Source organism: Streptomyces sp. D2-8 (assembly GCF_023184515.1).
GTDB lineage: Bacteria > Actinomycetota > Actinomycetes > Streptomycetales > Streptomycetaceae > Streptomyces.
Map to the genome: position 1 here is coordinate 289,629 of NZ_JAAHBP010000009.1, position 15,440 is coordinate 305,068.

A 15,440-nucleotide genomic window follows, 5' to 3' on the forward strand; every position below is an offset into this window, starting at 1 on the left:
AAAGCACGGTTCGTCCCGGCTTCACCCCCACGAGCCGGCCCCGTCCCGCACCCCAGGAGGCCTGGTGTCCGTTCTCCTCGAGCAGCCCGCAAGCCTGGTCGCCTACCGCCCGAACAAGCCGACCGCCATGGTGGTCGTGGCCGACCCGCGCGTCCGCTCCACCGTCACCCGCCACCTGTGGGCGCTCGGTGTGCGCGACGTCATCGAGGCCTCGTCCATCGCGGAGGCTCGTCCCCGCATCGGCAACCCCCGCGACATCTGTGTCGCCGACGTCCACCTGCCGGATGGCTCCGGCCTCACCCTGCTGTCGGAGACCCGCGCCGCGGGCTGGCCCAACGGGCTCGCCCTCTCCGCCGCCGACGACATCGGCGCCGTGCGCAACGCACTCGCCGGCGGGGTGAAGGGTTACGTCGTCACCGGCACCCGTACCAACGTCGGGCTCCCCACCCGCCCCGGCGCCGCCCCCATCGGCGCCGCCGCCGCGCGTCTGCACCGCCGCCCCCCGGGTGCCCCGAGCCACCCGGGCGGCTACCGCGAACTGTCCGGCCGTGAGGTCGAGGTGCTGCGACTGGTCGCCGAAGGCCAGTCGAACAAGGCGATCGGTGTCTCGATGGGACTGTCCGCCCTGACCGTCAAGAGCCACCTCGCCCGCATCGCCCGCAAGCTCGGCACCGGCGACCGCGCCGGCATGGTCGCGGTGGCGCTGCGGACCGGGATCATCCACTGACCCGTCCCACCATGACCCTTCGTGATCATTCGTTCACGTGAACGGGACCGGCCGCCGGCCTCGATCACTCACTCACGGTTCGTGAACCCGCCACTTCCCCGACATGACTGGTTTGCGACCCTCGAGCGCCCGCCGACGGAACGTTCCGTCGGCGGGCGCTGTCCATACATGGATACCCTTGACATGTGACCGACGCCCACGACACCGCAGCAGACAGCTCACTGCGAACCACCGGAGGCGCCCCTCCGGACGACGGCGGATCTTCTGCTACGGAGGCGCCGATCCCTTTGCTCGAACCGCGTGAGGGCATTCCGCCCGTCATCGCGGACGAGACCGCCCTGGCCCGGGTGATCGCCGCCTTCGAGGCGGGATCCGGGCCCGTCGCCGTCGACGCCGAGCGCGCGTCCGGCTACCGCTACGGGCAGCGCGCCTACCTCGTGCAGCTGCGCCGGGAGGGTGCCGGAACGGCCCTGATCGACCCCGTGGCCTGCCCCGACCTGTCCGCCCTCGGCGATGCCCTGTCCGGCGTCGAGTGGGTGCTGCACGCCGCCACCCAGGACCTGCCCTGCCTGCGCGAGATAGGCATGGTGCCGACGCGGCTGTTCGACACGGAGCTGGCCGGACGGCTCGCCGGGTTCCCCCGGGTCGGCCTCGGCGCGATGGTCGAGAGCGTGCTGGGCTTCGTCCTGGAGAAGGGGCACTCCGCCGTCGACTGGTCGACCCGGCCCCTGCCCGAGCCCTGGCTGCGCTACGCGGCGCTGGACGTCGAGCTGCTCGTCGACCTGCGCGACGCGCTGGAGAAGGAGCTGGACCGGCAGGGCAAGCTGGAGTGGGCCTGCCAGGAGTTCGACGCGATCGCCTCGGCTCCGCCGCCCGAGCCCCGCAAGGACCCGTGGCGACGTACGTCCGGCATGCACAAGGTGCGCCGGCGGCGGCAGCTGGCCGTCGTACGGGAGCTGTGGCAGACCCGGGACCGGATCGCGCAGCGGCGGGACGTGTCGCCGGGCAAGGTGCTCGGGGACGCGGCCATCGTGGAGGCCGCGCTGGCGCTTCCGGCCAATGTGCAGGCGCTGGCCGTGCTGAACGGTTTTGGACACCGCGTGGGCAGGCGGCAGCTGGAGCAGTGGCAGGCGGCGGTGGACCGGGCGAAGGCCATGAGCGAGGCGCAGCTGCCGCAGCCGGGGCAGCCGGTGACCGGCCCTCCGCCGCCGCGTGCCTGGGCCGACAAGGACCCCGCGGCCGCTGCGCGGCTGTCCGCTGCCCGGGCCGGGGTGTCGGCGCTGGCCGAGCAGCTGAACATGCCGCAGGAGAATCTGATCACGCCGGACACGGTGCGGCGGGTGTGCTGGGAACCGCCGGCGGTGGTGGACGCCGAGTCGGTGGCGGCCGCGCTGACAGGTCATGGCGCGCGGCCGTGGCAGGTGGAGCAGGTGACGCCGGTGCTGGTGGAGGCGCTGTCCGCGAAGGAGGCCTGACGGCAGGGCCGGCTACTTCGTCGCGCCCCGGGTGAAACCGTTGTAGATGAACCGCTGAAGGAACAGGAAGACGACCAGGGTGGGGACGATGACCAGGATCGCTCCCGCCGAGATCGTCTCCCAGTGGGCGCCGAGCGGGCCCTTGAAGCGGAACAGCGACGTCGAGATCACGCCAAGATCTTCGGAGGGCATGTAGAGGAAGGGGATGTAGAAGTCGTTGTAGACGTTGATCCCCTTCACGATCACGACCGTCGCGATCGCCGGCTTCAGCAGCGGGAAGATGACCTTGCGGTAGACCGTGAAGGCGTTGGCGCCGTCGAGGCGGGCCGACTCGTCCAGGGAGACCGGGATCGAGCGGACGAACTGCAGGAAAATGTAGATCGAGACGATGTCCGTGCCCATGTAGAGGGCGATCGGCGCCCAGAGACTGTCGAACATGCCGAAGCTGTTGACGATCTGGAAGGTGGCCACCTGGGTGGTCACCCCGGGGACCAGCGCGGCGACCAGGAACAGGGCCAGCACCGACCTGCGGAAGCGGAACCGGAAGCGGTCGATGGCGTAGGCCGTCATCGAGCCGATGAGGACCGTGCCGCCGACGGCCACGACCAGGATGATCGCGGTGTTGGCGAACGCCGGAAGCATCCGGCCGTCCTGGAACGCCGTCACGTAGTTGCCGACGTTGAACGGGTCGCCGGGGAGCGCGAGCGCTCCGCTGCCGTCCGCCATCTCCTTCTCGGACTTGAGGGAGGTCAGGAACACGGCGGCCAGCGGGAGCAGGACCACCGCGGTCGCGGCGATCAGCGACAGATACACGAGGACGCGGGTCACCGCGCGGCGCGTCATACGAGGTCCACCTTGTCGTCGGGGGCGAGGCGCCGCTGCACCCAGGTCACCGCCAGGACGATCAGCAGCAGCACGACCGCGGCCGCCGAGGCGAGCCCCGTCTTGTTGAACTGGAACGCCAGCTTCACGGTCTGGATCACGAAGGTCTCGGTGCCGGTCGCGCCGCCGGTCATGATGTACGGGATCTCGAAGACCGACAGGGAGCCCGAGATCGACAGGATCACGGTGAGGGACAGCACCGGCTTGATGCCCGGCGCGATGATGTGGCGGAACTGGTGCCAGCGGTTCGCGCCGTCCAGTTCGGCCGCCTCGTACAGCTCCCCGGGGATCGACTGGATCGCGCCGAGGAAGAGGACGAAGTTCAGGCCCAGGTAGCGCCAGACCGAGACGGCGGCGAGGGAGGTGTTCGCCGACGTCGGGGTGCCGAGCCATGCGCGGTCCGTCTCCACGCCGAACAGGCTCAGCACGGAGTCGAGGGTGCCGCCGTCCTGGAAGAAGTAGAGGAAGACGAATCCGATCGCCACGCCGTTGATCAGGTACGGGAAGAACAGCACGCCCTTGAAGAAGTTCCGGAAGCGGACGTTGAAGCTGAGGATCGTGGCGAAGTAGAGCGCGGCCACGATCTGGACCACCGAGGCCGCCAGGTAGTAGCCGCTGACCCAGAAGACCTCGAACAGCTCCGAGCGGGTGAAGAGTTCGGCGTAGTTCTCCGCTCCCGTGTAGCGCAGTTCGGGGCTCACTCCGTCCCAGTCGGTGAAGCTGTACGCGACCATGTTGGCGATCGGCGCGTAGGTGAAGACGATCAGGAGGGCGAGCGGGGCGAGCAGGAAGAGCCAGGGGGTGGCCCCGTGCCACAGACGTGCCCGGCGCGGGGCGGGGGCCGGGACGGGGGCGGCGGCCGCCCCCGCGGCGGCCCCGAGGGCCGCCTTCTCGGTGGTGTCCGTCATCAGGACCCCAGCGACTTCTCGGTCTCGGTCCACTTCTCGCCGAGGCGGGCCAGGAACTCGTCCAGGCTGCCCTTCGTGGCACCGCGTGCGAGGTCGACGAGGTCCTGGCGGTAGTCGGGCTTGTAGATGCCGATCTCGGACTGGTTGTCGATGGACTTCACCCGGGCGCCCTGGCTGTCGTCGAGGTCGAGGAGCTTCACGTCCTTCTCCTGGTACGGCTTCAGCACATCGGGCAGCGGGGCGTCCTTGACCGGGGACAGCGCCAGGTTGTCCCGCGCGTAGCCGGACTTCTCGGTGAACCAGTCGATCCAGGCGCGGGCCGCCGTCTTGTTCTCGGAGTGGACGTTGACGGCCTGGTTGTAGTCGGGCAGCGCCACCGCGCAGAACGTGCCGTTCTTCTGGGCGGGGAAGGGCATGAACCCGATGTCGTCCGGGTCGGCGCCGGCCTGCTTCGCCGCGCCCTGCATCTGGATGACCGCCCAGGAGCCGAGCCACATCGTGGCGATCTCGCCCTTCGCCAGCTTGGGCTTGGACGCTTCCCAGTTGGTGGTCGTCGGGTCCTTCTCGACGAGCCCCTCGTGCACGATGTCGTACAGCAGCTTGTCGGCGGTCCGCAGGTCGGCGCCCTCGGCCCACGGGTCGCCCTCGGCGAGTGAGGTGGTGGCCTGCTCGTCACAGCTGACGGAACCGTTGACCTGCGTCCACTGGGTGAGCGGCCACATGTCCTTGAAGTTGGTGTAGTACGGGACCGCTTCGGTCTTCGACTTGATCGCCTTCAGGTCGTCGAGGAACTCGGCGGGTGTCGTGGGCCAGTCGGTGATCCCGGCCCGCTGCCACACCTTCTTGTTGTAGATGAAGCCCGGGACCGCGCCGAGCGGGCTCTGGCCGTAGACCTTGCCCTCGACGGTGGTGTAGTCGGTGAAGCGGTACTTCTCGCTCCGCTCGTCCTGACTGCCCAGCGAGGCGAAGAACTTGGAGTAGTCCTTCTTCTCGATCACCGCGGGGATCATGAGGACGTCGCCGTAGTTCTCCGTGTTCATACGGATCTTGACTTCGCCCTCGTAGTCGGTGATGGCGTCGAACTCGACCTTCACCTTGGGGTACGTCTTGTTGAACTCGGCGGCGTACTTCTTCATCGTCCCGTCCTGCACGAGGTCGGTCCGGTGGGTCAGGACGGTGATGGTCCCGTTGGCCTTGGAGGGATCGTCGGGCGCCTCGGCGTCGGCGCCTCGGGAGGAGCCTCCGGTGCCGGTGCAGCCGGAGGCCAGCAGGGCGGCGCCCACGGTGAGGGCGAGGACGGTTCGGCGGTTCATGTGCATCAGCTCCGTTCGCTGAGGGCGACTCGGGACGGACGAGCACGTGCGGTATGGCTGGTTCGGAACTCTGACAGCGTGCACTCAACCGGTAAAGTCCCAATCGCGCCAACGATGCGAAACCGACACTCGACTCTTCACTGAACCGGTTAAGGGAGTGCGCATGCTGGAGACCACACCGCTCGGCGACGGATGGATCCTGCGGCACGACTCGGGCGCGCTGCCGGCCACCGTGCCGGGGTGCGTGCACACCGACCTGATGGCAGCCGGAGTGATCCCGGACCCGTTCCTCGGCCGGAACGAGACCGAGGTGGCGTGGGTGGGGCGCCGGGACTGGACGTACGAGCGGGAGATCGGCGGCTCGGGAGGGCTGGAGCAGACCGACCTGGTCTTCGACGGGCTCGACACCGTCGCCGAGATCTCCCTGGACGGGCGGCTGCTGGGGAAGGTGCGCAACATGCACCGCTCGTACCGGTTCGATGTGACGGGCCTGTCCGGGCGGCTGTCGGTGCGGTTCGTCTCCGCCTACGCCGAGGCCGAGGCCGTGCGGGGCCGGGTGGGCGAGCGGCCCGCCGCGTACGCCGAGCCCTACCAGTACCTGCGCAAGATGGCCTGCTCCTTCGGCTGGGACTGGGGGCCGACCCTGGTGACGGCCGGGATCTGGCGGCCGGTGCGCCTGGAGCACTGGTCGACGGCCCGGATCGCCCGGGTGCGCCCGCTGGTCACCGTCGAGGAGGGCACGGGCGTCGTCGAGCTGGCCGTCGACGTCGAGCGGACCCGGGTCGAGGCCCCGCTGTCCGTGGAGGCGACCGTCGCGGGAGTGCGGGCGCGGGCCGAGATCGGGGGTTCGGGTGGGGCCGTACGGCTGCGGGTACCGGACGCGCGGCTGTGGTGGCCGCGCGGGTACGGCGAACAGCCGCTCTACGACGTCGAGTTGAGGCTGCTGCACGGCGACGACGCCCTGGACGTGTGGCGGCGCCGGATCGGCTTCCGGACCGTGGAGCTGGACCGGCGGCCCGACGCGCACGGCACCGGCTTCACCCTCGTCGTCAACGGCGAGCGGCTCTTCGCACGGGGCGTCAACTGGATCCCCGACGACGTCTTCCCGTCCCGGATCAGCCGCGGGCGCTACCGGGAGCGGCTGGAGCAGGCCGCCGGCGCGGGCGTGGATCTCGTACGGATCTGGGGCGGCGGGATCTACGAGAGCGAGGACTTCTACGACGCCTGCGACGAGCTCGGCCTGCTGGTCTGGCAGGACTTCCCGTTCGCGTGCGCGGCCTACCCGGAGGAGCAGCCGCTGCGCGGCGAGGTGGAGGCCGAGGCGCGGGAGAACGTCGTACGGCTGATGCCGCATCCGTCGCTCGTGCTGTGGAACGGCAACAACGAGAACCTGTGGGGCTTCCGGGACTGGGAGTGGGAGCCGCGGCTGGCCGGGGACTCCTGGGGCGAGGGCTACTACCTGGGCGTCCTGCCGCGCGTGGTCGCCGAGGTGGACCCGACCCGGCCGTACACCGCGGGGAGCCCCTGGTCCGGGTCCTGGCGGCACCACCCGAACGACCCGGCGCACGGCACCCACCACTCGTGGGAGGTGTGGAACCGGGAGGACTACGCGGACTACCGGCGATGCGTGCCGCGGTTCGTCGCCGAGTTCGGCTGGCAGGCGCCGCCCGCGTACACCACGCTGCGCCGCGCCCTGCCCGGGGAGGAACTCGCCCCGGACTCCCCCGGCATGCTGCACCACCAGAAGGCCGACGACGGCAACGGCAAGCTGAAGCGGGGCCTTCAGCGGCATTTCGCCGTGCCGGACGGGGACTTCGACCGGTGGCACTACCTCATGCAGCTCAACCAGGCGCGGGCGGTCGCGGCCGGGATCGAGCACTGGCGCTCCCACTGGCCGGTGTGCGCGGGCACGATCGTCTGGCAGCTCAACGACTGCTGGCCGGTGACGTCCTGGGCGGCGATCGACGGGGACGGCCGGGAGAAGCCGCTCTACCACGAGTTGAAACGGCTGTACGCGGACCGGTTGCTGACACTGCGGGCGCAGGACGGCCGGCTGGTGCTGGCCGCCGTCAACCAGGCGGCCGGGGACTGGGCGGGGACGCTCACCCTGCGCCGGATGTCCGTCGAGGGCGAGGTGATCGCGGAGCGCCGTGCCGGGCTGGCGGCCGGGGCACGGGACGTGGCCCGGGTGGACGTGCCGCGCGAGCTGACGCCCGTCGGGCCGAAGGAGTTCCTGGTCGCGGACGCGGACCGGCTGCGGGCGTTGCACTTCCCGGTGCCCGACCGCGATGTCCCCTACCCCGCCCCGCGGTTCGAGGTCGCGCTCGCCCCGGGCGGGATCACGGTGACCGCCCGCACCCTGGTCCGGGACCTGCTGCTCCAGGCCGACCGGCTGGACCCGGAAGCCCGGGCCGACCGGGGGCTGGTCACCCTGCTGCCGGGCGAAGAGGTGACCATCGGGGTGCGCGGCTGGAAGACTCCGGACGCGGAGACTGCTCGTTCGGCCCTGTACTGCGTGGAGCCCACCCCATGACGGCAACGCCTGCCCCTCGCGTCACCATCAAGGACGTCGCCGCGCGCGCCGGTGTGTCCAAGGGTGCCGTGTCCCTCGCGTTCAACCACAAGCCGGGTCTGTCGAAGGCCACCCGGGACCGGATCTTCCTCGCGGCCCGGGAGCTGGGCTGGGCGCCGAGCCTCACGGCGCGGACGCTGGCCGGATCGCGGGTGGACGTGGTGGGGCTGGCCGTGTGCCGGCCGGCGCGGATGCTGGGGCTCGAGCCCTGGTACATGGAGTTCGTGTCGGGCGTGGAGAGCGTGCTGGCCGAGCACTCCAGCTCGCTGCTGCTGAGGCTCGTACGGAACATGGACGAGGAGGTGGGCGTCCAGGAGGCGTGGTGGCGAGGGCGGCAGATCGGCGGGTCGATCCTCGTCGACTTCCGCGCGGACGATCCCCGGGTGGCCATGGCGGAGCGGCTCGGGATGCCGGTGGTCGCCGTCGGGCATCCCTCGCTGACCGGGGGGCTCACGTCGGTGTGGACGGACGACGCCACGGCCGTGACGGAGGCGGTGCGGTATCTGGCCGCGCTGGGGCACCGGCGGATCGCCCGGGTCGGCGGGGCGGCGGACCTCGGGCACACGGCGATCCGGACGGCGGCGTTCGACGAGGCGGCGGGGGCGCTGGCCCTGGCCGGGGCGTGGCAGGTCGCGACGGACTTCTCGGGGGACGCGGGGGCCCGGGCGACACGGTCGCTGCTGACCGCGGCGCCGGCCGACCGGCCGACCGCGATCGTGTACGACAACGACATCATGGCGGTGGCGGGGCTGTCGGTGACGGCGGAGATGGGCCTTCGGGTGCCGGCGGACGTGTCGCTGCTGGCCTGGGACGACTCGCAGCTGTGCCGGCTGACGCATCCGACCCTGTCGGCGATGAGCCATGACGTGCACGGGTTCGGGGCGGAGGTGGCCCGGACGTTGTTCTCCGTGATCACCGGGGATGCCCAGGCGCCCGGGTCACACCCCGTGCCCACGCCCGTACTGACACCGAGAGGGTCCACAGCACCCCCGAAGGTGTGACGTTCACCGCTCCCCCCGCCAGGACTGTGCAGCTACGTTACTCATAAGTAGCATGGGGCCTGAGCGCGCGCTCAGCGCATCGCAGCAGCAATGCAGATCCTGACCCTGGAGGAGAGCCATCGTGCCTCGTACCGTCAGGGACGTCGTCTTCGTCGACGGCGTCCGCACCCCGTTCGGCAAGGCGGGCCCGAAGGGCATCTACCACGAGACCCGTGCCGACGACCTCGTCGTGAAGGCGATCCGGGAGCTGCTGCGCCGCAACCCCGGACTCGACCCGAAGAAGATCGACGAGGTCGCCATCGCCGCGACCACGCAGATCGGTGACCAGGGCCTGACCCTCGGTCGCACCGCCGGGATCCTCGCCGGTCTCCCGCAGTCCGTGCCGGGCTACTCCATCGACCGCATGTGCGCCGGCGCCCTGACCGCCGTCACCGCGGTCGCCGGTTCCGTGGCCTTCGGTGCCTACGACGCCGCCATCGCCGGTGGTGTCGAGCACATGGGGCGTCACCCCATGGGCGAGGGCGTGGACCCGAACCCGCGGTTCGTCTCCGAGAAGCTGGTCGACGAGTCGGCCCTGTTCATGGGCATGACCGCGGAGAACCTGCACGACCGTTACCCGCAGATCACCAAGCTGCGCGCCGACGAGTACGCCGTGCGCTCCCAGGAGAAGGCCGCCAAGGCGTACGCCAACGGCAAGATCCAGGCCGACCTGGTGCCGATCTCGGTACGCCGCACCTCCCCCGAGGCCGGTGAGACGGGCTGGGGCCTGGTCACCGCCGACGAGCCGATGCGCCCGGGCACGACCCTGGAGAACCTCTCCGGTCTGAAGACCCCGTTCCGTGTGCACGGCCGGGTCACCGCCGGTAACGCGGCCGGTCTGAACGACGGCGCCACCGCCTCGCTCATCGCCTCCGAGGACTTCGCGCGGGAGCACGACCTCCCCGTGAAGATGCGCCTGGTCTCCTACTCCTTCGCGGGCGTCGAGCCGGAGGTCATGGGCTACGGCCCGATCCCGGCGACGGAGAAGGCGCTGGCCCAGGCGGACCTGTCGATCTCCGACATCGGCCTGTTCGAGATCAACGAGGCCTTCGCCGTTCAGGTCCTGGCCTTCCTGGACCACTACGGCATCGCCGACGACGACGAGCGCGTCAACCAGTACGGCGGCGCCATCGCCTTCGGGCACCCGCTCGCCTCCTCCGGCGTCCGTCTGATGACGCAGCTGGCCCGCCAGTTCGAGGAGCAGCCGCACGTCCGCTACGGCCTGACGACCATGTGCGTCGGCTTCGGCATGGGCGCGACGGTCATCTGGGAGAACCCGCACTTCGAGGGGGACAAGTGAGCACCACCGCCGAGCTTCTGAAGCAGGCTTCCGAGCTGTTCCCGGACGAGGTCGTCACGAGTGCGCACGTACGCCACTTCGACCTGCCGCTGGGTGCCGGGCGCTTCGCCCTGATCACCCTGGACAACGGCCACGACCACACCAAGCCGACCACCTTCGGCCCGGCCTCGCTGGCGAACCTCAACGCCGCGATCGACCAGGTCGAGAAGGAGGCCGCGGACGGCGAGATCGTCGGCGTCGGCCTCACCGGCAAGCCGTTCATCTTCGCGGTCGGCGCCGACCTCAAGGGCGTGGAGATCCTCAAGGAGCACGAGCACGCGCTCGCCATCGGCAAGGGCGGCCACGAGGTCTTCAAGCGGCTGTCCAAGCTGGCCGTCCCGACCTTCGCGTACTACAACGGCGCCGCGATGGGCGGCGGTGTCGAGGTCGGTCTGCACTGCACCTACCGCACCGTCTCCGCGGCCCTCCCGGCGTTCTCGCTGCCCGAGGTCTTCCTCGGTCTGGTCCCGGGCTGGGGCGGCTGCGCCCTGCTGCCGAACCTGATCGGCCCCGAGAAGGCCGTCTCGGTGATCATCGAGAACAGCCTCAACCAGAACAAGCAGCTCAAGGGCAAGCAGGTCTACGAGCTCGGGATCGCCGACGCGATCTTCGAGGGCGCGGACTTCCTGGAGCAGTCGCTGATCTGGACCGCGACCGTCCTCAAGGGCGAGATCGAGATCGAGCGCCCGGTGATCGACCGCGGCGAGGGCTGGGACCAGGCCGTCGCCAAGGGCCGCTTCATCGCGGACTCCAAGGTGCACGGCGCCGCCCCGGCCGCCTACCGCGCCCTGGACATCATCGCCGCCGCCAAGAACGGCGACCTCCAGCAGGGCTACGACGCCGAGGACAAGGCGCTCGCCGACCTCATCATGGGCGGCGAACTGCGCTCCGGCATCTACGCCTTCAACCTGGTGCAGAAGCGCGGCAAGCGCCCGGCCGGCGCCCCGGACAAGTCCCTGGCCCGCCCGGTCACCAAGGTCGGTGTCGTCGGCGCCGGTCTGATGGCCTCCCAGCTCGCGCTGCTGTTCCTGCGCCGCCTGGAGGTGCCGGTCGTGCTGACCGACATCGACCAGGAGCGCGTCGACAAGGGTGTGGGCTACGTCCACGCCGAGATCGAGAAGCTGCTCGGCAAGGGCCGGATCAACCAGGACAAGGCCAACCGCCTCAAGGCGCTGGTGTCCGGTGTCCTGGACAAGGCCGAGGGCTTCGCGGACGCGGACTTCATCATCGAGGCCGTGTTCGAGGAGATGGGCGTCAAGCAGAAGGTGTTCGCGGAGGTCGAGGCGGTCGCCCCGGCGCACGCGATCCTCGCCACCAACACCTCCTCGCTGTCGGTGTCGGAGATGGCGTCGAAGCTGAAGCACCCCGAGCGGGTCGTCGGCTTCCACTTCTTCAACCCGGTCGCCGTGCTGCCGCTGCTGGAGATCGTCCGCGGCGAGCAGACCGACGACGCCTCCCTGGCCACGGCGTTCGGTGTCGCCAAGAAGCTGAAGAAGACCGCGGTCCTCACCAAGGACGCCCCGGCGTTCGTCGTGAACCGCATCCTGACCCGCTTCATGGGCGAGATCCAGAACATCATCGACGAGGGCACCCCCGTCGAGGTCGCCGAGAAGGGCATCGAGCCGCTCGGTCTGCCGATGTCGCCGCTGGTCCTGCTGGAGCTGGTCGGCCCGGCGATCGGCCTGCACGTCTCCGAGACGCTCAACCGGGCGTTCCCGGACCGCTTCACGGTCTCCCCGAACCTCAAGGCGGTCGTCGAGGCGGGCAAGCGCGGCTTCTACGTCTACGACAGCGGCAAGCCCGAGCTCGACCCCGAGGTCGCCGCGCTGCTGAAGCAGGGCGACAGCGTCCTGACGGAGGAGCAGGTCCGCGACCGCGTGCTCGACGCGGTGGCGCAGGAGATCGGCATCATGCTCGACGAGGGCGTCGTCGCCGAGGCGCAGGACATCGACCTGTGCCTCATCACGGGCGCCGGCTGGCCGTTCCACCTGGGCGGCATCACGCCGTACCTGGACCGCGAGGGTGTCTCCGAGCGCGTGAACGGCAAGAGGTTCCTGGCCCAGGGCGTCGCGAGCGTCCCGGCGTAACGCGTAACCCCTGAGGGGGGTGGGGCGTACGGTAACAATCCGTGCACCCGCCCCCCTTCTTGCATGCCGCCACAGATAGGATCCTCACACAATCCGACCATTGTTTACCTCACTCTGACGGTCTCCACCGCAGACCGCCGGGTGTCCTCGAAGGAGTCCTGCGTGGCGTCCCCTCGTCGCCGAACACCCCGACGCCGGGTTTGGCCCAAGATCAGGCTCCTGCTCCTCGTGGCGGTCGTCGCCGCCGGCGGAACGGCGCTCTATCCCGTGTGGAAGGCGGCGAACCCGGATCCGCCCGAGCTGAAGGTCCGCTACCGGACCGACACCCCGGCGACCGCGACGGCCGCCAAGCCGTCGCTGGAGGTCTTCAACCACACGGAGAAGCCACTGCCGTTGAGCGATGTGACGCTCCGGTACTGGTTCACCGCGGAGGGCGCCGCGTCGTACGCCTTCAACTGTGTCAACGCCGTCTTCGGCTGCTCGAACGTGGCCGGGCGGATCGTCGCGATGGACAAGGCCACCGACACCGCCGACCACTACCTGGAGGTCCGGTTCACGGCCGCCGCGGGCAGCCTGAAGCCCGGCGCCAACAGCAAGGGCATCGACCTCCAGCTCTTCCGCACCGACCACAAGAAGCTGAAGCAGTCCGACGACCGCTCCTTCGACGCGGAGATGACCAGCTACAAGGAGGCGGAGAAGGTCACCGCCTACAAGCGGGGCGTCCTCGCCTGGGGCGAGGAGCCGGACGGCACCAAGGCGAGCGACGACAAGAAGGCGACGGCGAAGGCCGCCGCACCCGACCCGGTGCCGGCCCCTCCGGCCGGGGTGCTGTTCGACGACTTCACCTACCAGGGCCCCAAGGACCCGGCCCTGTTCAAGCACGGCTGGCTGGTCCGCACCAGCAAGGGCGGCCCGGGCGTCGAGAACACCTGGGCGGCGGACGGCGTCAGCTTCCCCACCGCCGAGGGCTCCCACGCCGACGGCCAGGTGCTCAACCTGCGGGCGAGCACGGACGGCACCAAGGCCGGGACGAAGCAGGCGAGCCTCGGCACGGCCGCGAGCAAGTTCCGCGACGGCACCTACGCGGCCCGGATCCACTTCAGCGACGAGCCGACCACCGGGCAGTCCGGCGACCACGTCAACCAGACCTTCTACACCATCGGCGGCACGGGCTCGAAGTACAGCGAGCTGGACAACGAGTACATGCCGAACGGCGGCTGGGGGCGGCCCGGGCCCAAGCTCGACACCGTGACCTGGTACGACCACAAGACGAACGACCGGGTCTACGAGACCACGAACAAGAGCCTCGACACCTGGCACACCGTGCTGATCAGGGTGAAGGACGGCGTCGTCGCCTACTGGCTCGACGGCAAGAAGCTCTTCCTCAGCAACGGCAAGTACGCCCCGCGCGCGGACATGTCCGTGAACTTCAACCACTGGTTCATCGATCTGCCGTTCAAGGGCGACCGCGCCTGGGACATGAAGGTGGACTGGCTCTACTACAACGCGAACGACACCCTGTCGGCGAAGCAGGTGCAGTCCGCTGTCGAGGACTTCACCGACAAGGGTATGAACTACTTCGACACGGTTCGGGAGTCCCGGTGAGGAATAGGCGGTCCGGCGCCCACAGGCACGCTGCCGAGGCAACGGAGAACAAGCCGGTGGTGAGCAGGCGCTCCGCTCTGCTGATGGGCGGCACAGGCGGCGTCGCCATGGCCGGCGGCGGCGCGTGGCTCGGCAAGGTGGTGGCGCAGCCCGCCGCCGCCCCGGCCGCCGCGGGAGGCATCGGAGGTCTCACCACGCCTCCCCTCTACGCCCCCTCCGGCCGCCGCCCCAAGTACCGCCGGGCCACCTGGTCCCAGCAGTTCCAGTCCGGCCACGGCTGGACACCCGGGGGCGCGGGCACCGCGTCGGCCGAGGCGAACGACAAGTCCGTCTTCGTGCGCGGCACCCAGTCGGTCCGGGTGACCACGAGCGGCACCGGCAAGCAGAGTTACGTCCGCAAGACGGGCATGCCGGCGATGAGCCTGACGGGCAAGATGATCCGGCTGGTCTTCCGCGTCGAGGACGTGACGAACCTGGCCAAGCTCGTCTTCTACCTGGGCAGCGGTTCCCTCGCGAACCACTTCGCCTGGACGCACCACGTCCACTCCAAGACGTCGGCCAACTACGTCCAGTCCGGGGAGTGGGTGACCGTCCACCTCCAGTGGGCGGACGTCAACGCGGCGGCGGGCACGTACTCCATCGGCGCCGACGGCAAGCCGTCCACGAAGACCGGCTTCACCGACATGTCGTTCGCCGCGTACGACAACGCGGGCGGCCCGGTGACCTACCGGCTCCAGGCCGTCGAGCTGATACCGGACACCGTCTCGGTCTTCCCCAAGGGCGTCGTCTCCATCACCTTCGACGACTCCCACAAGTCCGTCCACGACCTGGCCCGGCCGGTCATGGACCGCTTCGGCTTCCCCGGCACGGTCTACAACATCGCCGACTCCATCGGCACCGGCAGCTTCCTGACACTCAACCAGATGCGGTCGATGCAGGACTTCTCCGGCTGGGAGATGGGGGGCCACTCGTACGCGAACGCCGTCCACACCGCCAGCTACCCCAAGCTCACCGCCGAGCAGGCCGACGACGACTTCCGCAAGCTGCGCGAGTGGCTGGTGTCCAACGGCTTCACCAGCGAGCACTTCGCCTATCCGCACGGCGCGTTCCAGAAGACGTCCGACGGGGTCCCGGTCGACCAGATCGCGAGCCGGCACTTCACCACGGCCCGGTCGATCATCTCCGAGACCATCGAGTCGTTCGCCCCGGCGATGCCGTACCGCCTCAAGGCGCTGACGGGCATCAACGACGGCACGGGCATCGGCGGGACGGCCCTGGCGAAGCTGACGGGCGCGGGCGGCCGGCTCGACCGGTGCGTGAACAGCGGTGACTGGCTGATCCTCTGTCTGCACAAGGTCGTCGACGGCGCCCCGGCGACGAGCACCGAGATCGGCAAGGCGGGCCTGGAGACGCTGATGAAGGCGATCGACGACCGGGACATCCCGGTGCTGACGGTCGAGGAGGCCATGGCCTCCTACACCTGAGGCCCGCA

Annotated in this window: 11 protein-coding genes; 8 read left to right on the forward strand and 3 right to left on the reverse strand. The window is 70.0% G+C overall.

Annotated features, from left to right (window positions below; translation table 11 throughout):
• Positions 1–64: 64 nt before the first annotated feature.
• Positions 65–727 (forward strand): response regulator transcription factor, encoded by a 663-nt coding sequence (locus G3I77_RS19360; RefSeq protein WP_003993737.1) that lies wholly within the window; start codon positions 65–67, stop codon positions 725–727.
• Between the two features lie 185 nt (positions 728–912).
• Positions 913–2,202, forward strand: coding sequence for a ribonuclease D (locus tag G3I77_RS19365; RefSeq protein WP_248505414.1), 1,290 nt, complete (start codon positions 913–915; stop codon positions 2,200–2,202).
• Between the two features lie 12 nt (positions 2,203–2,214).
• Here G3I77_RS19365 and G3I77_RS19370 read toward each other — a convergent pair whose 3' ends face one another.
• Genes G3I77_RS19370 through G3I77_RS19380 form a run of 3 tightly spaced genes read right to left on the reverse strand, consistent with a single transcriptional unit; the run spans position 2,215 to position 5,305 of the window.
• The gene (locus tag G3I77_RS19370; RefSeq protein WP_248505416.1) at positions 2,215–3,045 is read right to left on the reverse strand and encodes a carbohydrate ABC transporter permease; all 831 of its coding nucleotides are present in this window, start codon (positions 3,043–3,045) and stop codon (positions 2,215–2,217) included.
• Positions 3,042–3,992, reverse strand: coding sequence for a carbohydrate ABC transporter permease (locus G3I77_RS19375; protein WP_248505418.1), 951 nt, complete (start codon positions 3,990–3,992; stop codon positions 3,042–3,044). The genes G3I77_RS19370 and G3I77_RS19375 overlap by 4 nt, the downstream gene beginning before the upstream one ends.
• Positions 3,992–5,305 (reverse strand): ABC transporter substrate-binding protein, encoded by a 1,314-nt coding sequence (locus G3I77_RS19380; protein WP_248505420.1) that lies wholly within the window; start codon positions 5,303–5,305, stop codon positions 3,992–3,994. Before G3I77_RS19380 ends, G3I77_RS19375 begins: the two co-directional genes overlap by 1 nt.
• A gap of 163 nt (positions 5,306–5,468) precedes the next feature.
• Between G3I77_RS19380 and G3I77_RS19385 the strand changes: the two genes are divergently transcribed.
• The 6 genes from G3I77_RS19385 (at position 5,469) to G3I77_RS19410 (ending at position 15,432) form a co-directional block, all read left to right on the forward strand.
• Positions 5,469–7,838, forward strand: coding sequence for a glycoside hydrolase family 2 protein (locus G3I77_RS19385; RefSeq protein ID WP_248505422.1), 2,370 nt, complete (start codon positions 5,469–5,471; stop codon positions 7,836–7,838).
• Positions 7,835–8,878 (forward strand): LacI family DNA-binding transcriptional regulator, encoded by a 1,044-nt coding sequence (locus G3I77_RS19390; protein WP_248505424.1) that lies wholly within the window; start codon positions 7,835–7,837, stop codon positions 8,876–8,878. Before G3I77_RS19385 ends, G3I77_RS19390 begins: the two co-directional genes overlap by 4 nt.
• A 121-nt stretch (positions 8,879–8,999) precedes the next feature.
• A complete protein-coding gene (locus tag G3I77_RS19395; RefSeq protein ID WP_248505426.1) occupies positions 9,000–10,217 on the forward strand; it encodes an acetyl-CoA C-acyltransferase in 1,218 nt (405 codons plus the stop codon).
• On the forward strand, positions 10,214–12,343 hold the full coding sequence (locus tag G3I77_RS19400; protein ID WP_248505428.1) for a 3-hydroxyacyl-CoA dehydrogenase NAD-binding domain-containing protein: 2,130 nt from the start codon (positions 10,214–10,216) through the stop codon (positions 12,341–12,343). Before G3I77_RS19395 ends, G3I77_RS19400 begins: the two co-directional genes overlap by 4 nt.
• A 228-nt stretch (positions 12,344–12,571) precedes the next feature.
• Entirely contained in the window at positions 12,572–13,948 is a 1,377-nt protein-coding gene (locus G3I77_RS19405; RefSeq protein WP_248505430.1) for a cellulose binding domain-containing protein, read from the forward strand.
• Positions 13,949–14,007: 59 nt separating this feature from the next.
• Positions 14,008–15,432, forward strand: coding sequence for a polysaccharide deacetylase family protein (locus tag G3I77_RS19410; RefSeq protein WP_248505432.1), 1,425 nt, complete (start codon positions 14,008–14,010; stop codon positions 15,430–15,432).
• Positions 15,433–15,440 lie beyond the last annotated feature (8 nt).

Bases quoted from the DNA above. Each gene is read 5' to 3' on its own strand.
- G3I77_RS19370 (WP_248505416.1), bottom strand. From the start codon at position 3,045: ATGACGCGCCGCGCGGTGACCCGCGTCCTCGTGTATCTGTCGCTGATC.
- G3I77_RS19385 (WP_248505422.1), top strand. From the start codon at position 5,469: ATGCTGGAGACCACACCGCTCGGCGACGGATGGATCCTGCGGCACGAC.
- G3I77_RS19390 (WP_248505424.1), top strand. From the start codon at position 7,835: ATGACGGCAACGCCTGCCCCTCGCGTCACCATCAAGGACGTCGCCGCG.
- G3I77_RS19380 (WP_248505420.1), bottom strand. From the start codon at position 5,305: ATGAACCGCCGAACCGTCCTCGCCCTCACCGTGGGCGCCGCCCTGCTG.
- G3I77_RS19375 (WP_248505418.1), bottom strand. From the start codon at position 3,992: ATGACGGACACCACCGAGAAGGCGGCCCTCGGGGCCGCCGCGGGGGCG.